The following is a 21,346-nucleotide window of genomic DNA, read 5'->3' as shown; positions in this document are numbered from 1 at the left end:
TCACAGGCGGCAAGTACGTCTCGACGAAACTCCCTCGAATACGGTGCCACAGCAACCTCCTTGTTCAAGTTGCTGCGTAGCTTAACTAATTTGCCGGCATGGCGCTAGAGCTAGATGAAGAGCGCTCTAGGGAGCACTGTGACGCGCAGCCAAGTGCTGCCGTACTACCGCGTTGCAATTCGGTCGGCTTGCTGCTCGCGCCACCAACGAATGGTGCGGCGGAGGCCTTCCTCCAACGACATTGTGGCCTGCCACTGCAGCAACTCAGCAGCACGCGAGGTATCGAGACACCGGCGCGGCTGACCATCAGGGCGCGAGGCGTCCCATCGAATTCGGCCTTTGAAGTCGCACCGCTCGGCGATCAATTGCACCAGCTTGGCAATCGTGATTTCACGACCGGTTCCTAAGTTAATGGGAATTGGTTCCTCCATGACTTCGGCGGCTTGCACAATTCCCTGTGCTGCATCGTCGACATATAAAAATTCCCGGCTTGCGGTTCCGGAGCCCCAGCAGACAATTTCTGCATTCCCCTGTTCGACGGCGGCCGTGCATTTACGAATGAGCGCCGGAATTACGTGGCTTTGTTCTGGATCGAAATTGTCGCCGGGACCGTAAAGATTCACAGGCACAACCACTGCGCTGTGCAAGCCATATTGCCGATAATAGGCATCGAGCATGACGAATAATGCCTTCTTTGCCACTCCGTAGGGTGCGTTCGTTTCCTCTGGATAGCCGTTCCACAATTCGGATTCTTGAAACGGTACCGGTGCAAACTTTGGATACGCACATACTGTGCCTGTGTGCACGAATTTGCGAATTCCTGCCAGTCGGGCATGTTCGATCAAGTGCATGCCCATCGCCATGTTTGCGAAGAAAAACCGTCCCGGCTGCGCCATGTTGGCGCCAATGCCACCAACTTCGGCCGCCAGGTGAATGACGACATCGGGCTGCTGTTCGCGGTACAACCGTTCGACGTGTGCCTCTTGCGTCAAATCGTATTCGGCCCGTCGCGGAATGATGAGCTGATCGGGAACAACGCCGCGCTCAAGCAGCAATCGGCAGACAACGCGACCTAAAAAACCGGCGCCTCCTGTTACACAGACGCGCGATTCCTCCCAACGGATCATCGGGCGCCCCGTCACGGTTTGAAGGTCGACAATTTTTCGAATTTGGGCGCGTGGGGGCCGTTGCCATTCGCGGCATGCCCTGAGCTGCCAGCCCGGGCCGGTATGCCGGCCGACTCTGAGAATTGGGCCTGGCCGTTGGGAAAATGTTCCATCAATACCCGCTCTCGTTGCGCTAACTCCAAGTCAGCGTTAATCATCATCGTAACGAGTTGATCGAATGATACGCGCGGCTTCCACTTTAATACATTGTGCGCTTTGGTCGCATCGCCCAACAACAGATCGACCTCGGCGGGGCGGAAATAGCGCTGGTCGGTCCGGACGAAATCGCGGCAATCCATTCCCAATTGCCCAAAGGCACATTCGCAAAATTCGCGCACCGAATAAGTTTCTCCCGTGGCAATTACATAGTCATCCGGCTTAGGCTGCTGGAGCATTAACCACATGGCTTCGACATAATCGCCGGCAAAACCCCAATCGCGCTTGGCTTCCAAATTGCCCAAATACAACAGATCTTGCAGGCCCAGCTTGATGCGCGTGGCGGCTCGAGTGATTTTGCGAGTGACGAATGTTTCACCACGGCGTGGCGACTCGTGATTGAATAAAATGCCGCACGATGCATGCAATCCGTAGCTTTCGCGATAATTGATGGTAATCCAGTGCGAATAAACTTTAGCCGCTGCATAGGGCGAGCGAGGGTAAAAAGGCGTGGTTTCCTTCTGTGGGGTTTCCATTACCTTGCCAAACATTTCCGAACTTGAAGCCTGATAAAACCGCACGACGGTGCCGGAAGCATCTTGAAAATCACGGACCGCTTCCAGCAATTTGAGCGTGCCAACGGCGTCCGTATCGGCTGTGTAAATGGGCTGATCGAAGCTGACGCGCACGTGGCTTTGGGCACCCAGGTTATATACTTCCGTGGGTCGAATTTGCCGTACTAAGCGGGCCAGGCCGTTGGCGTCGGTCAAATCTCCATAATGCAGCTTGAGCCGCGCGTCGGCCAAATGCGGGTCGTGATACAAGTGTTCCAAGCGGCCCGTATTGAACGAACTTGCTCGACGGATAATGCCGTGGACTTCGTAGCCTTTGGATAAGAGCAACTCCGCCAAATACGAGCCATCTTGACCCGTGATTCCTGTGATGAGTGCCCGAGGGGAAGCAACTGACATGGATTCTTTGCTATTCAAGGAATAATCCCCGGGGAATCCGCAGGGCCAGCGAGATGCCGTTTGGGTGAAAGATTAGCAAACAGCTACAAACGCTGTCCGCAGCGGCCCACTTTTAGGTAACTGCTATGATGTTTTGAATCTTGCCCATGTTAACCACATGCGGGATTGAAGTCAAACCGCAATTTGCCAAATTGCGGTCGCGTTTTTAGGGGGTTATGCGCTTTTTCATCGTCAATTTTGCTGTTGTGAATACGAAACCGCCAAACACCTATTCAGCCTGCCCGTAATTGTGAGGTGTTGCACAATAGTTGCGCGGCTAGGTGCGTGTAGTTGAGGCATTTCTGCCAGCTTCTCCATTTTACTGTGGTGTTCCACCGTATTGTCCCCAAATAACTGAGTTCAGTTTTTTGAAACTGCGGTTGAATTGCATCCATTGCGGATCGCAATGGCACTTTCACACGCGCGACCGGGTCGAATCATCGCACGTCCTTTATTACTTTGACGACTAGTTTTAAGCGATGTAACTTGAGTCTACAGGGCTCGATCAGCAATACGGCATGTCGATTGCATAACCGGCGACGACGTTATTCCCAAAAACTTCAACTGCTAGATCGTGCATTTTTCCTATCGTTTTCATTGTTTTTACGACTTAATGGGAAACTAATGTTGTTTCCTTTCGCTGATACTTGACGGACCATAGAGAAACCAATAAAACATGGCTAAACCCCTTAATTATCACAAACTTCCTAGAGTACTACAGCCGTGAATATCGAGCGTCTTCGGGAAATGTCTCTTGCCGAGGCATCGCGGATTTTAGCCCGACATTGGCGGCTTTCCGCAATGTGCCTGCTAGCTAGTTTGTTCATTGCGATTTTGGCGCTGTGGATATTTCCACGGTCTTATCGTTCGGAATCGCAACTCTATATTCGCTTGGGACGCGATAGTGCCTCGCTGGACGCGACCGCCACGATTGGCCGTACTTCTTTACCGTCGTCACTGCCGTCGACCCGCGAGGAAGAAATCAACACCGTCACTGAGATTTTGAATTCCCGCGCCCTGGCGGAGCAGGTGATCGGAAGGCTGGGGACGCAAACTATTTTGCACGATCAAGATCCCGATGAAAGCGAGTCTGTTCACTCTCCGGCCGTTGCCATAACCCCTATGACCCCGGTGGGCTCCATCATGCCGGTATCGGCGGAAGCCACCAGCGTTACAAGTTCCGAAGAGTCGTCCCCAAGCGACAACGATCGCGATTCCGCCATCACCAAGCTGCAGCGCATGCTCCAAGTTCAAGCCGTAAAAAAGTCGGATGTGGTGCACATTGATTGCGAAAGTCGCAATCCGCACCTCTCGCAAAAAATTGTGGGCTGCTTGGTCGATTGTTATTTGGCTGACCATTTGCGACTGAATCGAACGAGCGGCGCCCACGCCTTCTTCCAGGAGCAGGCGGATCGAATGCATGCGGCGGTAGCTCGCTCCGAGGAAGAAATCAGAAACCTGAAAGACCAGACGGGATTGGCAGCTCCAGAAACCCAGCGCGATTTGTTAGTAAGTCGGGCGGCGCATTTAGAAGACGAATTAGCTTCCACTACCACCGAGTTGGCTAGCACCGAGGCACAAGCGCGGACTCTGCGACAGAAAATTGCCGCGTTGCCGGCAACGACGGTTACCTCGCACACTGTAGGCGTTGAGAGCCACGGCGTCGAATTGATGCGGGATGAGTTGTACCGACTGCAAATGGCTGTCCAAGACATGGAATCGAAATATACCGACGAGCATATCCTCTTGAAGCAGGCCCGCGAGCGGCTGGTTGCCGCGAAAAAGTCATTCGAATCGGCGCCGCCTTCGCACGAAATGGTCACCAGCGGCCCGAATACTGTCTACGAGCAAAGCCAAGTCGAGCTGGTGAAACTGGAACCGGTGCTGACGGCGCTCCGCGCCAAGTTGGACAAACTGCAAACTCAGATTGCTGAAGCTCACGATCAAATTAAGACGTACAACGCTACTCAAGTGCAGTTGGCTGAACTTTCCCGCGATTTAAAAGAGCAAGAAGCAAATTATCAGACATACACAGAGCATCTGGAACAAACGCGGATTGACGATGCGCTTGAGGCCGACCGAATTTCGAACATTAGTGTATTTGAGCCTGCGACATTTGAGCCGACCCCCATCAAGACGAAGTCCCATTTGGCGGCGGCCTTAATTTTGCTCATGGGACTGACATCCGCGATTGGGTTGCCGCTTCTTTTGGAAACACGCAATTCCTTGACCAACGATACCCACCACGTTCCCAACCACTCGACAGTTCCATTAGTTACATCCATTTCCCGACGCATGTCGGACCAATTATCAGGTAATTCCACTTAGCGCATTGACGGTTGGGCCAACCGAAAATGCAAATCCGCGAAAATCTGACAACATTACCCGCACGCCGGGCTTACAAGGCCTGCCTGGCTGCGTATCGCCCTCAGTCGGCGGCTTATGCTGGCGGCTGCCACTTGCTGGATGCACACCCGTGATTGGAAGCATTTTTAATTATTCGTCGACAGCAGGGACTTACTATCATGTTTTTCGCCAACGGATTTCGCCTGTTTAGAAACCGGCAACAGGTCACTACAAAAATATTAAATGGGTTGCGATCGGTCGAGCAAATGCGAGGCATCGTGGAACGAGAACGCTCCCGTGCGGACCGCATCGGCATTGAGTTCGCGGTGATCAAATTCACACCCAGTGAAGCCGCCTCCGCGAAAAAGATGTTTGAGATTCTCGCGGAGATTTTGCAAGGTCGTTTGCGCTGCACCGACGAAATCGGCTGGTTGGGGCCACTCCAGTTAGGCGTGGTGCTCCCCAGCACTCCGGCCGACGGGGCGCGTGTTTTAGCCGACGATGTATTGCTGAAATTTAGCAGCATCCCTGCTCCCCATTGCGATGTGTACACCTATCCTTCGCAATCCGACGATGAACAAGCCGATAGCAGCAACGGTGCGCAAAGCGATCAGCGCGAACAAATCGCCTCCGTTCCGGCCATGGATACGCTGTTTCTGCAGCCCACACCCCTGTGGAAACGATCGCTAGATGTTGTTGGGGCGGTCGTGGCAATGATTCTGCTTTCGCCAATTTTGATCACTGCTGCGTTGGCGGTGAAATTGACTTCGCGGGGGCCAGTATTCTTTGCCCAATGGCGAAATGGATTGGGGGGCAAGCAATTTCGGATGTACAAATTTCGCACGATGGTGGTCGATGCCGAACGTTTGCAGGAAAAACTAATGGCATTGAACGAACAAGAGGGGCCCGTATTTAAAATTCGCAATGATCCGCGCATCACTCGCGTGGGTCGATTTTTACGCAAAACCAGCATCGATGAGTTACCGCAGTTATGGAACGTATTGACAGGTGAAATGTCGCTGGTGGGTCCTCGGCCGCCGCTGCAAAAAGAAGTGCGGCAATACGAGTGCTGGCAACGCCGGCGGCTGGATGTTACCCCTGGCATTACTTGTACATGGCAGGTGAAAGGCCGGTCGCTCATTCCCTTCACCGAATGGATGCGAATGGACATCCGCTACATTCGGTCACGATCTTTTCGAACAGATCTCGGAGTGTTACTACAAACCATTCCGGCGGTATTGATGCGCAAGGGCGCAAATTGAAACTGGTTTAACACATCCGTGATGTCATGCCACACCTGTCGACTGCCAACAGTCATCGAAAACAATTGCGCCGTGCTCAACTCGGCGAACTACGCAATCGGATCATCGCGCGTGGTTTGGGCGTGTTGCCGCCGCGCTGGCGAGGGAACAGCGGCGCCGCCTTCGGCATTCTCATGTATCATCGCGTCGCTGAGATTTGTAAAGGAATTGCGGCTCCCACGTGGAACGTTACCCCGCCTTCGTTTCAAGCACAGTTGATCGGATTGCTCGAGCGCGGCTTTCGCCCGTGCTCGTTGCAAAAAGCTTTTGAGAAGCATGTGGCCGGCCAGCCGCTTCCAGACAAAACATTTGTCGTCACATTCGACGACGTTTATGAAAACGTGTACCGCAATGCCTTCCCAATATTACGCGAGCTGAGAATTCCAGCGACCATGTTCGTTGCGACCGCCTACCTCGATAGCCAGCTTCCATTGCCATTTGACGATTGGTCATACGCGGGTTCGGCTGCCGTGCCGCCGGAAACCTGGAAGCCGATTACCACCTCGGCGTGCGCGGAAATGCTGGCCAGCGGCCTGGTCGAGCTGGGCAGCCACACTCATACGCATGCCGATTTTCGCGGCCGGGTCGAAAATTTCTGTAATGATCTAAAAACATCGCTGGAAATATTGCGGGCGAAATTTGGCATCACGCAAGCGCCTTTGGCGCTGCCCTTTGGGAATGGTTGCCGCCTCAAGGATGGTCCCGAGTTGTCGGCAGCGGCCGAAGCATGCGGAGTGCGGTGCGTGGTCACGACCAATAGCGAAGTCATTCGACCTATTGACGATCCACTGAATTGGGGCCGGTTTGCCGCGCTCGATACAGATTCGGCGGCATCGCTGGCCGCAAAACTCGACGGCCGATACAGTGTGGCTCGCAGCAGTTGGAGCGGCTTACGGCGGTGGGCTAACCGCATTTTCCCGACCGGCGAAAAAATGTCGACCGATTCGGTGCTTCGGCCAAAAAACAGAACGGCAGAAACCACCGCATGAGCACGCTTTCGACAACACTTCCCGACACACAAGAAGCCCCAAGCCACGAGCCGCTGGGCCGTCCTGCCGGCATGCTGGTGCGGTTATGGAGTATGTTTGTCGCGCGACCGGATTTGCGCAATGGAACGCTGTCGCTGTTCGATCAAGCGGTTGTCAGCGGCACTGGCTTTTTGACGGGCGTGATTATCGGTCGCTTGTGCACGAAAGAAGAACTGGGCATTTACTATCTTGCACTTTCCATCTTTTATCTGGCGCGGGGAATCCAAGAACAACTGATTTGTGCACCTTATGTCATTTACTGCCAAGGCCGCCGTGAGGACGCCCAGGCTTTATATACCGGCAGCTCATTGCTCCACTTCCTAGGATTGTCGGGCGTGCTTGTGGTGGCACTTTTCGGTTTCCTCGGTATCCTGGCGCTAGGTCTTGGACCGGCGAGCCTTGCGCCGGCGATTTGGGTTTTGCTGGGGGCGTTGCCGTTTCTGCAACTGCGCGAATTTTTGCGCCGACTGGCCATCGCACATTTGCAGTTGACGACCGCGGTCGTGATTGACGTGGCGGTCTCGCTGCTTCAATTGGGCGGATTGTTGACACTGGCGTATTTTCATCAGTTAACGGTACCCCGCGCCTATGGAGTGATGGGCATCGCGTGCGCCATTGCCGGCTTAGGTTGGTTTATTTCCAAAAGCCAACCGTTGCAATTAAAGTGGTCTACCGCGGTTGCAGATTGGTGGGGGAATTGGGGTTTTGCTCGTTGGGCTTTGGCCAGCCACATCATTGGTTTTGCCACCCCGTCGCTGATGCCATATCTTGTGGCTGCCGTTCATGGCAGCGCAGAGGCCGGCGTGCTGGGGGCCTGCGTCAACATCGTAGGCACTGCCAGCACGTTCATGATTGGGCTGGCTTCTTTTTTGATTCCCAGAGCGGCCCAGGCATTTGCCCAGGGGGGCGTCCCTGAACTGCGGAAGGTTCTGCGCACCGCCACCATGGTTTATGCCTGCGTGTTGGGCGCATTTGCGATCATTGTTCTGCTGTCTGGCGATTTCTTGTTGGTGCTGGCATTTGGCAGCAAATACTCCGGCTACGGCTCAACGATAGGAGTGTTGTCGCTTGGCATGATGGCACAAAGCTTGGGCCTGACGGCTGGAATTGGTTTGTGGGCAATCGATCGCCCGCGCGCGAATTTATCGGCAGACATCTGCACATTGGTGGTTACCTTGGGAGTGGCGTTGTGTTTGCTCCCCGGCATGGGAGTGCTGGGAGCGGCTTTAGGCGATTTGGCTGGAAAAGTCGTTGGCGCCTTAATTCGTGAGCTGACGCTGCGGCGGCTGTTGAAAACATTCCCCCAAGCTGCCGAAGGTTGACCGAATATGCCGACGCTTCAACTCGCCACTGATTCACTGCCGACGACCCGGTTGCGGACCGTGCTCGTATGGTTGACGATCTTCGTGCTCACCGTCGCATACTACTTGATCGAACATACCAACACGCAAATTTCCAGTCTGAACGCCTTTCAAGTCACTGGCGAGCAACTGTCCGAGCGGTTTGCTGAAGGGGACGCGGGCCGGCGCTTTGCCATTCCCATGATCGCCGCCTACGGCGTATTCCTGATGCTGCTTCCCGGCGGCTATCGCTTGAAGTTGGATTCGAGATTGGGTTGGCTGCTATTGGGCTATTTGACGTGGTGCGGGTTGAGCATCGTTTGGTCGGTCGAGCCGTCGCTAACGCTCCGGCATTTCACCGTGCTCCTGTTTTGCAGCATTGCCGCACTTGGAATTGCCAAGCAGTTGACTTTGCACGATTTGTGCGTGGTGACGCTGGCCGTCACGGCAATCCTTATTTTTAACGGCGTGCGCACGGAGCTGGCGCTAGGAACATTCCATCCTTTATCGCCCGAATATCGGTTTGCCGGCACCGTGCATCCCAACGTTCAGTCGCCCTATTGCGCGACAATGGCAATCGCCGCTGGCTTTCTCGCAAGTCGCGCGCAACGGGGAAAACTTTTATTGTGGGGCTTGTGCCTGGCGGCGCTGGTTTTGCTGTGGTTGACGAAGTCGCGCACGGTGTGCGCGGCTTTGTTGGTCGCAGTGCTGGCGTACCGGGCCATCAATGTATCGTGGACCAAGCGGATTTTGATCGTCTCCACTATCGTTTTTGCAGCTAGCGCAATCACTTTCACCGGCATGCTGTTTGGTTTCAACCTCATCGATCGTGCCGCTAACGTAATATTGATTGGACGCGAAGATGAAGCGGAATCATTGTCCGGGCGTGTGCCCCTGTGGGAGGCCCTGCTGCCTCATGCGGAGGAACGCCTTCTCTTCGGACACGGGTACCTGACGTTTTGGAGCCCGAAGCGAATCGACAATTTCACTCAGACGTTTCAATGGACCGTACCCGACGGTCACTGTGCCTATCTCGATACCATTCTCGACCTGGGAATTGTGGGTGCAGGGCTGTGCCTGGTGGTGCTGACGTCGGCCATTGGAGAGGTAGGCCATCGATACCGGTTTGCGGGAGAACTGGGCTATGGATTTTTGCTAGTCTTGCTTGTTTGTCGATCACTGAACGGGGTTTTAGAATCGGCATTTACGTCGCCCAATAATTTTTGCGCTTTCGTCATGGTTTGTGGGCTGGCGCATTTGGGATATTGCCATCAAGCGGTTCCAGTTGAATCTGCCTCGGGCGCGGCGGTTCCTGCCCTACCTGTGGAATTGGTGCAGGAGCTGCGTGTATGAAAATTACCACGTTCCCTGCCGCGCAACTGAGTCAGGAACATTGGACTGCCTGGTCAGAAGTGCAACGTTCCGAGAAAGAGTTCGATAGTCCTTATTTTCGGCCTGAATTTACGCAGGCGGTGGCCGCCGTTCGCAACGATGTGGAAGTTGGCGTCTTGGAACAAGCCGGTGAGATGGTGGGATTCTTCCCCTATCAACGGGCGCGCGGCATTGCCCGACCGGTCGGCGGGCGGCTGTCAGATTTTCAAGGTGTTATCGTCCGTCGAAACGTCGAGTGGAACCTTGTCGAGTTGCTCAAGCGTTGCCGGTTGAAGGCCTGGCACTTTGATCATGCCGTATCGTCGCAGCAGAAATTGCACCCTTATCACCGCCACGTGGAAGATTCGCCGTACGCAGATTTTTCCGACGGATTTACAAATTATGCGGCACAACATGTTCAGTGCGGTGGAGATCAATTTCCAAACATCACGGAAAAAGCGCGAAAGCTAGAGCGCCGCATCGGTCCATTGCGGTTTGAAGCGGAAACCAACGATACACAAGTGTTCGATACGCTGCTGCGGTGGAAACAACAGCAATACGTGCGGAGCGGCGCCACCAATGTGTTTTCCTTTGCTTGGACGCGCGCCGTGTTGGAACGCATTTTCGGTTGCAGAGAAGAAGCATTTGCTGGAACACTGTGTGCACTTTACGCCGGCGAAAAATTAATGGCCGCGCACTTCGGCATGCGATCGTACGGCGTGCAGCATTATTGGTTTCCCAGCTATGCCACCGAGTTCGCCAAATTCTCGCCGGGCATGGTTCGCGACTTGGAATTCATCAAATCCTTGGCAGCGATGGGCTGTCGGCGGCTCGATTTTGGCAAGGGCATGGATCAGCACAAACAGTACTTCATGTCCGGAGCGAGCCAAGTTGCAGTCGGCAGTGTCGACTTGCGGCCGGTGCGGGGCATCGCGCAGCGGCAATGGCATCGGGCGTATGCCTGGGCACGGCGGTCACCTTTGCGTAAGCCGGCCCGCGTGCCGGCGCGAGTTTTATATCGTATCCGTGAATGGTTTGCATTTCAGTAAGATCAGGAGTTTAACTGATGGACACACCTTTGATTAGCATTATCCTTCCCACTTACAACCGCTGTGAAATGCTGCGGGGCGCCTTGGAATGTCTGCTGCATCAGGAGACCAACGACCAATTTACCTACGAAATTATTGTCGTTGACAATGCCTCCAGCGACGCCACAAAAACCGTGGTCGAGGAAGTGGCGGCCACATCGCCCGTGCCAGTACGATACTTTTATCAAACGATTCCCGGTGATGGCGCTACGCGCAACTGTGGAATTGCACACGCCCAGGGCATGTGGTTGGCGTTCGTCGATGACGACGAACTTGCCGCCCCCGATTGGTTGCGTCAGTTATTTCAAGCGGCCCAGGAAACGGCTTCGCCCATCGTGGGTGGGGCGGTCCATTTGAATTTGCCGGAGGAAACGCTTGCTCAACTGAGCCGCTTTGTACGGGCCACATCACTTCGTGAAATCGATTACTATGCGACCGTTCATCCTTACACCGGCAAGCGGCTGCCTGGCACCGGCAATGCTTTGGTGGCCAAGCACGTTATGGACACGATCGGGATCTTCGATGCCAGCAAAATTTGTGGGGAATCAGATAGCGATTTCTTCATGCGAGCCCGATCGCGAGGCGTGGCGCTGTATTACACGCCTCACGCAATTGTTAAACACCGTGTTGCGCCTAATCGCTTAACGGTCGATTACTTCCGCTGGGACGCACAGCAAGGCTGTAATGCCTTCGCCGGCCTCGACTACAAATTCAAGGGACCGTTGAAGTTATCCATGTTGTGCATTGCGCGACTCGGCCATGCGGCACTCGTGGTTGTGCCAAAGCTCGTGTGGGGATGGATTCGGCGCGATTCGGCCGAAGTTTTAGGGCAGCGCGTGCGACTGTGGCGCACCGAGGGATATGTGCGGCGAACGCTGGCCATTTTGGCCCCCGCGTTGTTCCCACAAACCAATTATTTTGCCGACTTGGAATTTCGGCGTGGGCGAGTTGTCGGAAAGCAAACGGTCGCTGCGGAGGCAGTTGCGTGAAAGTTTTGCAAGTCTACAACGACTATCGCACTCATTGCGGCGGCGAAGGCGCCGTGGTGCAAATGATTCATGCGCTATTGGAAAAGCGCGGTCATCAAGCTCGATTGTTTACCAAAACAAGCAAAGGGTTAGACGCCAGCTTGCTGGGCAAAGTCCGCGCATTCGCCAACGGCATCTACAGCCGCTCTTCGTACCGCGACATGGCTCAAATACTGCACGCGGAGCGACCTGATTTAGTGCATGTGCACAATCTGTATCCTTTAATTTCACCGTCGGTGTTAGTGGCCAGCCATCGCGCGCGCCTGCCGGTGGTAATGACCAGCCACAACTATATGCTTACCTGCCCGGTCGTCAATCACTTGCACAAAGGCCAAGTATGCGAGCGTTGTCTGGGCGGCCGTGAGTATTGGTGCGTTGTGAAAAACTGTCGCGAAAACTTGGCTGAGAGCATGGCCTATGCCCTGCGAGGCTTCATCGCGCGGAAGCTGAATTGGTTTCAACGCCATGTGACTTTGCATATGGTGCTTAGCGAGTTTGCCAAGGCCCGGCTGGTGAAGGAAGGCTTCGAAGAATCCCGAATTGCCGTCCTGCCAAATATGGTGAACTTGGGACCGGAGCAAAACGATCGAACATTAGGCAGTTACGTTGCCTTTTCCGGCAGAATGAAAGAAGAAAAAGGGGTCGACGTGCTACTGGCGGCGGCGCCTCGTTTACCAGACGTTCCGTTCCGGTTGGCGGGCGATGGGCCCATTCTCGATGAATTACGGAAGAACGCACCGGCTAACGTTCTGTTTGTCGGCCGTTTGGAACCTAATCAAATGGCGGCATTTTACGCAGGCGCGCGCTTTCTCATCGTGCCTAGCAAATGGTATGAAGGCTGCCCGTTAGTTGTTTCGGAGGGCATGAGCCAGTCGCTGCCGGTCATTGCTTCGCGAATTGGAGGTTTGCCGGAATTTGTCGACGACGGCGTCACCGGCCTGCTATTTGAACCCGGCAACTCGGTTGAATTAGCCGAACGAATTCGCTTGCTGTGGGGCAATCCCGATTTGTGCCTGCAAATGGGAACGGCCGGACGGCGCAAAGCCAGCCAGGAATATAACGAGAACTTGTATTACGAGCGATTGATGTCCATTTACCGAGAGGCGCTTAAATTAGCTCGCGGAAATTGCCACGCCTCAGAACCTTCTGTCCCACGATCTGTGGCACTCTCGGCCTGTGCACCAATCGCAAGAAAGGGATAAACATCGATGAAAACCAACGCGGTTCAGTGGCCCACCAAATATGATTTGTTTGGCGTGCAAATCAGCGCCGTGCAAGTGGATGATGCCTGCGATGCAATTTTAGAGGCTGCTCACCAGGGCCAATCGGCCGCGGTTTCAGCATTTTCGGTGCATGCCTTGATCGAAGCGGCCACCAAGCCGCCTCTCATGGCAAAAGTAAACCGCTTCGGCGTAATTACGCCCGACGGCCAGCCGGTTCGCTGGGCGTTAAACTGGCTATATGGCACACGCTTGCCTAGCAACGTGCGCGGATCGGAATTAATGTGGCGACTTTGCCAGCGCGCCGAAACCGAGGACGTGTCGATCTATTTGTATGGCGGCTCCCCGGAAACGCTGGCGGCGCTGGAGGCAAATTTGCATATCGCGTTTCCTGTATTAAAAATCCCCGGGGCCGAATCTCCGCCGTTCCGCCCGCTTTCGCCTGCGGAAGATGCAGCGATGGTCCAACGTGTGAACGCCAGCGGGGCCGGACTGATGTTTCTCGGCCTAGGCTGCCCCAAGCAAGATTACTTCGCCGCGGAACATCTCGATTCCATTCATGCGGTTCAATTGTGCGTAGGAGCGGCGTTCGATTTCCACGCCGGAACTAAATCGGCGGCGCCAGTTTGGATGCAGCGCCACGGACTGGAATGGCTATACCGGCTGTTTCAAGAACCGCGGCGGCTGTGGAAGCGTTACCTGGTAACCAATACCATTTTTGTCGCCAAGCTATTTTTTGCCATCATGCAGATTAAGCTGCGAGCGATCGGCCGGCTGTTTCAAAAACGCAACAACACCGTACCTATCGAAACCGAGCAAAACGACGCCCACAGCACTGTGCGTGTGGAAGCCGCTCATCCTCTGCTGCGGGAATCAGCACGGGCATCCAGCACAGCAACCCGTCACAGTTGAGAAATAACGTTCCAGACGGTTGATCCAATGCCCGGAAAGCTCGCCTTGCTTCCCGGCTTAGCCCAGCTTCGGCAGCGACTGCAGAAGTTCTGCTGTACCGGCGGTGTTGGTTGAAGAAGTGGAAGACGATTTACTTTTTGCCGTGGAAGTCGCTGCGGCCGATTCGTTGCTGACCGCAGAGCTAAGCTTGACCGCCGAGGTTGCTTGGGGAGTGCTTCCTGCGGTGGTTACAGTAGTTTTTGCCGCCCCAGCAGTTGCCGTGGAGGTGGTGGGAGTGACCACCACGGCTGGCGGTAACGCGGCATAGGTCCAATTGAGGACCTTTTGCACCGCAGTATTGGCACTGGTGCCGGCCGTAAATCCGACATAGGCCGTCTTGCCGCCCACAAGCGACGGAATGTTCACGGTGTAAGATTGCGTGGCCGTGGCCTGCGTAACCATGTCGGTAATCGTCACGGTAAGCTTGGCGCCATCGTAGTTCATTGCCACGTCGAACACGTGACCGCTGTGCAAGTCGATGCCGGAGCCGTTGAGATTGTTCGATTTAGCCGAGGTGGGTGCGGCCCCGTTCGTGTAAAGTCCCGTGGAATTTGCTCCCTCGCCGGCATTGCTAAACAGATCGAACTTTACCGCGATGCTTTTCTTAATCGACCCGTAGCCCAGGTTTCCACCATTGCTTCCCAGCGCCTTCATGCCAGTTCCTTGAATGGTAAATGTCATGCCATCGCCCAGAGGATTGGTTCCACCCGCAAACTGCAGGGCAAAGCGGGTGCTGAAATTGGTCACGTTCACCGGCGTGCGAGCAAAGATGCTGGCCGCTTGATTCTTGCCCCCCGTCGTTAGTTGCAAGTTAGAACCGGCGATCGAGGCGGACGATCCATTCAAGCTCAGTTGACTGCTTGTGCCCACGAACCCATTCGGAAAATTGAGCATGGGCGTAGGCGCTGCTGCCGGAGTGGCTTGCGCCACCAAAGCGTGTGGCTGGTTACCTACGGTATCCGTGTCGGTGGCTGTGTTATTAGCAGGATTGTTTTCCACAACGCCAACCGGAGCGGTTACGGTTGCCGTATTTGCCACGCTGCCTGTGGCCGTGCCGCTAAGCGTGCCCGTTAACAGGTACGTGATCGTGCTGGCCGGCGGCATGGTTACCGTATTGTTCAAGTTGCCCACGGCGCTCTGCCAAAAGCCCGATGCATTGCCCGTGGCTGTGGCCGTAAAGCTTGGCGAACTGTACACCGCGGGCAAATTGTCGACAATGTTTGCACCCACAACGGTGCTTGGTCCCGCATTGGTAACCACAATGGTGTAGGTTACAGCCGAACCCGGTGTCGCGGTTGTTTGGCCATCAGTCACCGTCACCTGTAAATCGGCGTGCGGCGTTCCGTTAACGGTATCGGTGTCAGTCGCCGTGTTATTGGCCGGATTGATTTCATTCACGCCCGCTGGAGCAGTCACGCTAGCGGTCCCGGAAACCGAGCCCGTGGTCACGCCAGGCAGAAGGCTTGCATGCAACAGGTATGTAATGGTGCTACCCGGCGGCATGGTCACCGTGTTATTCACGTTGCCAAACGCGCTGCCCCAGAAGCCAGAGGCATCGCCTGTGGCGGTCGCGGTAAACGTTGTGGCGCCAAAGGTTGTATCGAAGCCGGAGGAAAGCGTGGTGACGATGTTTGCACCGGTGACTGTATTCGGTCCCGCATTGGTGACGACAATGGTATACGTAACGGCCGCACCCGGGCTGACGGTTGTTTGACCGTCGGTCATCGTGATCTGCAAATCGGCTTGCGGCGTGGCTGCCACGGTATCGGTATCGGTGGCGGTGTTGTTGGCCGGATTGAGTTCGGTCACGCCTGCCGATCCCGTAATGGTTGCCGTATTGGCAATGGTGCCTATCGCAGTTGGACTAAGCGTGCCGGTGAGCAAATAGGTGATAGTGCTACCCGGCGGCATCGTGACCGTGTTATTTAGATTGCCGAACGCACTTTGCCAGAAGCCCGAGGCGTCGCCCGTGGCCGTGGCGGTGAAACTTATGTTACTGAATGTGGCCGGCAAATTGTCAACGATGTTGGCCCCGGTGACCGTGCTGGGACCGGCGTTGGAAACCACGATGGTGTAAGTTACCGTCGAGCCAGGCGCCAGCGTGGTTTGGCCATCGGTTACGGTAACCTGTAAATCGGCTGTGGGTGTGCCGCCGACGGTGTCGGTGTCAGTAGCCGTGTTGTTGGCAGGGTTGTTTTCCGTTACGCCGGCTGGATCGGTCACCGTGGCGGTGTTCGAAACCGAACCCGTAGCAGTGGAACTCAGGGTGCCAGTCAGCAAATACGTGATGGTGCTGCCCGGTGGCATCGTAACAGTATTGTTCAAGTTGCCAAACGCATTCTGCCAGAAGCCGGACGCTCCGCCGGTGGCGGTAGCACTGAATGTGATGGAGCTGAACGTCGACGGCAAATTATCGACAATATTCGCGCCCGCCACGGTGGCCGGCCCGGCATTGCTAACCACTATTGTGTACGTGACGGTTGAACCGGGGAGTATCGAGTTTTGCCCATCGCTGGCCGTAACTTGCAAATCGGCGTGCGGGGTGCCGCTAATGGTATCGGTATCGGTTGCTGTATTGTTCCCTGGATTAATTTCCGTTTCGCCGGTAGGCCCAGTCACAGTGGCTGTATTGGCTATCGAACCAGTCGCTCCAGGCAGCACGGTGGCATGCACCGTATAAGTAATAGTGCTGCCGGCCGGCATCGTAACCGTGTTGTTCACGGTGCCGTAAGCGCTGGCCCAAAAGCCTGAAGCATCGCCGGTGGCAGTGGCGGTGAACGTCACGTTGCCAAACGTGGTATCAAAGCCCGAGGAAAGCGAATCGACAATGTTAACGCCTGCCACCGCATCAGGGCCGGCATTACTCACCACAATCGTGTAAGTCACGGCGGAACCCGGTGTCGCGGAGGTTTGGCCGTCAGTCACGGTCACTTGCAAGTCGGCGTGCGCGCTGACGGTGGTCGCGCTGGCTTCGTTAGAAAATACTGATGTGCTGCCGCTATCGGTTGCTTGAACACGATAAAAGTACATCGTGCCCGGAATTGCTGTGGTGTCGGTAAAGGAATTAGCGGCCTGTGTGCTGGTCGATCCAATGGTGACGTACGTCCCGCCCGCGCCGGCTTTTCGCTGGATCACTGTGCCTGTGGCATTGGGATCGTTGTTCGTCCACGTAAGGTTTACTTGCGAACCGCTGGGCGATGTCGCTTGTAGTCCTGAAGGAGCGTTGGGCGCCGGGGTGAATGTCCAGTTGCTGATCGACTGAATGGCCGATTCCTCACCAGTGCCTGCCGTAAAGCCCACGTAAGCTTGGCCGCCGCCGACAATCGCTGGAATGTTCACGGCATACGATTGCGTGGCCGTAGCCTGCGTGACGGTATCTTCGAGGGTCACCGTCAGCGTAGCGCCATCGTAACTCATGGCCACGTTAAACAAGTGCCCGCTGTGCAAATCGATGCCTGTGTTGCGCAAATCGATAGAATTGGCCGATGTCGGGTTCGCTCCGTCGGTATACAACCCAGTGGAATCGGGCCCTTCGCCGGCATCGTCGGTTAAGTCGAACTTCACCGCCACGCTATTGCCAATTCCGGCATAGCCCAATCCGGAATCGTCCGCGCCCAGCGCCGTTGGTCCGTCGCCTTGGATGGTAAAGGTTAAGCCGCTGCCGATGTCGCTGCCCACATAGTTGATGGTGGGAATTTGCTCGAACGTAAAATTCGTGGTGAAGCGGCCAACCGAAACCGGGTTTTGCGTAAAGAAGCTGTCGGTTTGGTTCGTGCCGCCATCGGTCAATTGCATGTAAGTCCCGTAGAAACCGACGTTTTCGATATTCCAACCGTTCAAGCTCAGCAGGTTGCTCTGACTTGTCGGGAAGCCGACTAAAGCATAACTTTGATGTGTGAAGAAATACGGGAACGAAAGCGAGGTGGGCGCAATAACCACTTCGTTCGAGGCGGCACTTTCGAAGTTCGTCGCGCCTTGCTTCGTGACGGCGGTAATCCAATAGTAGTACGGCTTGCCATTGGTTAGCCCGGAATCGGTAAAGGTCGTGCCCGTCACGCCCGTTATCACCGGCGTGGTTCCTTCGCTGTTGGAACTCAGGCCGCGATAGATGCTGTAGCTGGTGGCGCCAGGCACAGCTTGCCAAGAAAGAACCGCCGCTCCAAATGACGCCGAGGCCGTCAAACCGGTGGGCGTGGCCGGAACAGGAGCACCATCGTCGTCCAAAATGGCGCCAACTGCTTTTCCGACCGCAATGGTTGCCCCCGAAGGAGTACTCAGTGTGACGTTAAAAGTTTCGTCCGATTCAACAGTCGTGTCTCCCTTAACCGGCACGGTAAACGTGGCCGAGGTGGCGTTGGCTGGAATCGTCAAGACGCCCGTGGTTTGAACGTAGTCGGTATTTGCCGTGGCCGTGCCGGCGGATGTTGCGTAATTCACGGTGACCGCCTGATTCGTTGGCGCCGAAAGCTTTACCGTGAACGTCATTGATTTGTTGCCAGAATTGCCTTCCGTCACCGAGGCGTTTCCTAAAGAAATGCTCGGCAGGGCATCACTATTGGTGATGGTCACGTTGGTGACCATGTTCCCATACGTGCCGTTAATCAACGAAGCTTGCAACTGGATGCTGAAGGTAAGGTCGGGCGTCTTAACGTTATCGTTAAGAATTGGAATGGTAAATGTCTGCGAAGTGACGCCCGGATCGAACGTTAATCCGCCGTATTGACCCGAATAATTCGTGCCGTCGACCGCCGTTCCGTTAGCCAACGTTTGCCAGCCGACAGTAACCGTCCTACCGCTGGCCGCCGAAAGTGTGGCAGTAAGAACCAAATTGGTAACGCCGCCGACGCCTGGTTCGGTCACCGTCGCCGTGGTCGGTATGGAAACGAAGGGCGCATTGTCGTCGTTGTAGATGTAGCATTCCGCCTGCCCCACATCGACCGTCGCACCCACGGGCGAGGACAAATCAACAAAAAACCAATTGTGCGGCTCATCAATCGTGTCGCCGATTACCGGGACCGAAATCGTTTCCTGCGTAGCACCCGCCGGGAAGGTCAAAGTGGCATTTTGCGAAATGTAATCCTTGCCCGCCGTTGCAGTTCCATCGACGGTGGTATAAGCCACGGTCACCGCCTGTGTGCGGGGCGAAGACAGCGTAACCACAAAATTGGCATTCGTTGTTCCCGAGTTGCCTTCCTGCATGGTGACGCCCTGGATTTGCAACACGGGCAGGGAGTTGAAATCGCGGATGAGGCACTGGGCCGAGGCCTGAGCTAAAGCAGCTTCCGACGGCGATGATAAATTCAGCGAGAACGTTAAATTCGGATCATTAATTCCATCGCCAATGACGGGCACAGTTACGGTTTGGCTCGTCACGCCTGGATTGAACGTGAGTACGCCGCTTTGCGCCGTATAGTTTTTGCCGGCAACCGCGGTGCCATCGGCGGTTGAATAAGCCACCGTGACGGTCTTCGCGCTAGAAAGCTCCAAATTCACCGTGAAGACGGCATTGGTTGTGTTGCCCGCTGCTCGCTCCGTGACTGCAATGTTGGCGACGGACATCGAGGGCAGCGTGGCGCCCACTCGAATGATGGCAGCCACCGAAGGCACATCGCCCTTCAAAATAAACAGCATGTAATAACCTGGCGGCGAACTGTTGGGCGTATACGGCGCGGCCACATTCAAGCCTCCGGCAACCGTGGCAAACGAGGCATCCACCGCATATTGATCCCAATTCTCAGCGTGGGTTGCCGTGCCCATCCGGATCCATTCCACTTTTGTGATGGAGGAGGCATCCGGCGTGCCGACGAAGAAATTGTCGCCGTACTCCACCGTTTGCGGAGCAGAGGTGATCGTTGGTCGCGGGCCTTCAAATAAATATGACGGGGAATAGACTTGCTCGGTGAGGTGATTATCGCCGCTGCCAGACAATATACGCCCATCAGGCAACAACAAGGCGGTGGAATGATACCAGCGAACGTCGGACTCACTGGACAATGTGGTGAAGGTTTCAGTCGCAGGATTCCAAATTTCCGCCGCGGTTACCGGGTCGCCGTCGTATTGGGCCGAGCCGGTGTTTCCTCCTGTAACTAAAACCTCGCCGTCGGGCAACAATGTCGCGTTGCAATTGCGGCGTGCAAAGGCCATGGGCGAGACTTCTTGCCACTGCGGATTCGGCTGGTTCAAATCGATAATTTCCGCCGAATTGGTTGCCGGCGAACCGCCGCCGACATACAGAATTTTTCCGGGCGCGTACATCACGGCTGATCCATAGTCTCGGTCCGGGTCGATGCGATTGGCTACCGGAATCAACGCCCCGGTGCCTGTGGTATCGATGTATTCCGACAGTTGCTGCGAACCGGCCACAAACACGTCGCCGTTGGGCGCAGAGAACGTGCGCGGATAAAGGGGCAACGATTGTTCCGCGGTCGTTAGGTCGATCCATTTGTTGGCGGTAACGTCATAAACCTGCGGCAACGGATCGTCATTGCCAGCCATGTTCGTAGCGCCGGAAAGAATCAATACATCGCCATTGGCAAGTGTCGTCGATGAGGGATACCACCGCCCCCCATTAATGTTGGGCAGTTGTTTCCAAGTATCTGTGAACGGATTGTAAATCGAAGAGAACGGCAAGCCGACCAAATTGTCGACGTGCCCACCGGTTACCAACACGCTGCCGTCGGCCAACAGCGACATGCCTGTGCAGAAGATGTTGTAGCCCGGGTTGTTGGGGATGGTAATTTGCCCGGTCGTCGGATCCCACAGCCGGATATTCATCAACCGATCCCAACCCATCACCTTTCCGGTCGGCAACATGATGGCGTTAATGAACTCGACCGGCCACTGTTGCAACGGTCCCCACTGCCCGACGACAGATGGATCTGCTTGTGACCCAGGAGCGGCATTCGACAATTGCGCAACTTGCGACGGGGGAGTCAGCTGGAGTTGCTGGAGCAGCGCGTTATCGTCGGTGAAGTGATCCAGCCAGTCGGTCGGATCGCCGTCATCGTGCATGCACAAACGCGGCTCAAACTTTTCAAAACGACGAACCCGCTTACGTGACGGACGGGAGGATTTTGCGCGCAGTCTCTTAGAATCCCAGCGGCGGAACCACATCTTGATGTCCCTTCAATGATGAAAAACTTGGTCGAGTGCCCGATTGCGCTCTTCTCTGACACTCAGTCTGCCTGTTCTCCGCCAACCGGCAGAATTATCTATACTTTTCAGTTTGCGCAGTCTATCAAATGATTTCGCGTTTGCAATAGGCGGAATTTTAGAAAAACGAATGGTAAATGCGGCCGTTTCTGCATGGCCGCGGCTGACCCCCCGATTCAGCATCATGCC

The 21,346-nt window shown here is 55.3% G+C and carries 12 protein-coding genes; 9 read left to right on the top strand and 3 right to left on the bottom strand.

The window, feature by feature from the left end:
• Positions 1-164: 164 nt before the first annotated feature.
• The gene (locus VFE46_19310; GenBank protein ID HZZ30155.1) at positions 165-1,127 is read right to left on the bottom strand and encodes a GDP-L-fucose synthase; all 963 of its coding nucleotides are present in this window, start codon (positions 1,125-1,127) and stop codon (positions 165-167) included.
• Positions 1,128-1,138: 11 nt separating this feature from the next.
• The gene (gene gmd / locus VFE46_19305) at positions 1,139-2,293 is read right to left on the bottom strand and encodes a GDP-mannose 4,6-dehydratase (protein ID HZZ30154.1); all 1,155 of its coding nucleotides are present in this window, start codon (positions 2,291-2,293) and stop codon (positions 1,139-1,141) included.
• Between the two features lie 762 nt (positions 2,294-3,055).
• Between gmd and VFE46_19300 the strand changes: the two genes are divergently transcribed.
• The 9 genes from VFE46_19300 (at position 3,056) to VFE46_19260 (ending at position 13,966) form a co-directional block, all read left to right on the top strand.
• Positions 3,056-4,660: a hypothetical protein gene (locus VFE46_19300; protein HZZ30153.1), complete on the top strand. Its 1,605-nt coding sequence runs from the start codon at positions 3,056-3,058 to the stop codon at positions 4,658-4,660.
• A gap of 197 nt (positions 4,661-4,857) precedes the next feature.
• Complete coding sequence (locus VFE46_19295) at positions 4,858-5,940, top strand: sugar transferase (protein ID HZZ30152.1); 1,083 nt, start codon at positions 4,858-4,860, stop codon at positions 5,938-5,940.
• A gap of 26 nt (positions 5,941-5,966) precedes the next feature.
• Entirely contained in the window at positions 5,967-6,968 is a 1,002-nt protein-coding gene (locus VFE46_19290) for a polysaccharide deacetylase family protein (protein HZZ30151.1), read from the top strand.
• Positions 6,965-8,329, top strand: a complete 1,365-nt coding sequence (locus VFE46_19285; protein ID HZZ30150.1) for a lipopolysaccharide biosynthesis protein — start codon at positions 6,965-6,967, stop codon at positions 8,327-8,329. The genes VFE46_19290 and VFE46_19285 overlap by 4 nt, the downstream gene beginning before the upstream one ends.
• A gap of 6 nt (positions 8,330-8,335) precedes the next feature.
• Complete coding sequence (locus tag VFE46_19280) at positions 8,336-9,700, top strand: O-antigen ligase family protein (GenBank protein HZZ30149.1); 1,365 nt, start codon at positions 8,336-8,338, stop codon at positions 9,698-9,700.
• A complete protein-coding gene (locus tag VFE46_19275) occupies positions 9,697-10,767 on the top strand; it encodes a GNAT family N-acetyltransferase (GenBank protein HZZ30148.1) in 1,071 nt (356 codons plus the stop codon). Before VFE46_19280 ends, VFE46_19275 begins: the two co-directional genes overlap by 4 nt.
• 17 nt (positions 10,768-10,784) lie before the next feature.
• The gene (locus VFE46_19270; GenBank protein ID HZZ30147.1) at positions 10,785-11,795 is read left to right on the top strand and encodes a glycosyltransferase family 2 protein; all 1,011 of its coding nucleotides are present in this window, start codon (positions 10,785-10,787) and stop codon (positions 11,793-11,795) included.
• Positions 11,792-13,036: a glycosyltransferase family 4 protein gene (locus tag VFE46_19265; GenBank protein ID HZZ30146.1), complete on the top strand. Its 1,245-nt coding sequence runs from the start codon at positions 11,792-11,794 to the stop codon at positions 13,034-13,036. Before VFE46_19270 ends, VFE46_19265 begins: the two co-directional genes overlap by 4 nt.
• A gap of 6 nt (positions 13,037-13,042) precedes the next feature.
• Complete coding sequence (locus VFE46_19260) at positions 13,043-13,966, top strand: WecB/TagA/CpsF family glycosyltransferase (protein ID HZZ30145.1); 924 nt, start codon at positions 13,043-13,045, stop codon at positions 13,964-13,966.
• A 57-nt stretch (positions 13,967-14,023) separates the two neighbouring features.
• Here the strand turns inward: VFE46_19260 and VFE46_19255 are convergent, their stop codons facing one another.
• Complete coding sequence (locus VFE46_19255; protein ID HZZ30144.1) at positions 14,024-21,016, bottom strand: Calx-beta domain-containing protein; 6,993 nt, start codon at positions 21,014-21,016, stop codon at positions 14,024-14,026.
• Positions 21,017-21,346: the final 330 nt, after the last annotated feature.

The organism is Pirellulales bacterium, assembly GCA_035656635.1.
GTDB lineage: Bacteria > Planctomycetota > Planctomycetia > Pirellulales > JADZDJ01 > DATJYL01.
The sequence above is the reverse complement of the archived record's forward strand: the minus strand, read 5'-3'. Positions and strand labels throughout refer to the sequence as shown.

Bases quoted from the DNA above. Each gene is read 5' to 3' on its own strand.
- VFE46_19310 (HZZ30155.1), bottom strand. From the start codon at position 1,127: ATGATCCGTTGGGAGGAATCGCGCGTCTGTGTAACAGGAGGCGCCGGT.
- gmd (HZZ30154.1), bottom strand. From the start codon at position 2,293: ATGTCAGTTGCTTCCCCTCGGGCACTCATCACAGGAATCACGGGTCAA.
- VFE46_19295 (HZZ30152.1), top strand. From the start codon at position 4,858: ATGTTTTTCGCCAACGGATTTCGCCTGTTTAGAAACCGGCAACAGGTC.
- VFE46_19290 (HZZ30151.1), top strand. From the start codon at position 5,967: ATGCCACACCTGTCGACTGCCAACAGTCATCGAAAACAATTGCGCCGT.
- VFE46_19285 (HZZ30150.1), top strand. From the start codon at position 6,965: ATGAGCACGCTTTCGACAACACTTCCCGACACACAAGAAGCCCCAAGC.
- VFE46_19280 (HZZ30149.1), top strand. From the start codon at position 8,336: ATGCCGACGCTTCAACTCGCCACTGATTCACTGCCGACGACCCGGTTG.
- VFE46_19275 (HZZ30148.1), top strand. From the start codon at position 9,697: ATGAAAATTACCACGTTCCCTGCCGCGCAACTGAGTCAGGAACATTGG.
- VFE46_19270 (HZZ30147.1), top strand. From the start codon at position 10,785: ATGGACACACCTTTGATTAGCATTATCCTTCCCACTTACAACCGCTGT.
- VFE46_19260 (HZZ30145.1), top strand. From the start codon at position 13,043: ATGAAAACCAACGCGGTTCAGTGGCCCACCAAATATGATTTGTTTGGC.
- VFE46_19255 (HZZ30144.1), bottom strand. From the start codon at position 21,016: ATGCACGATGACGGCGATCCGACCGACTGGCTGGATCACTTCACCGAC.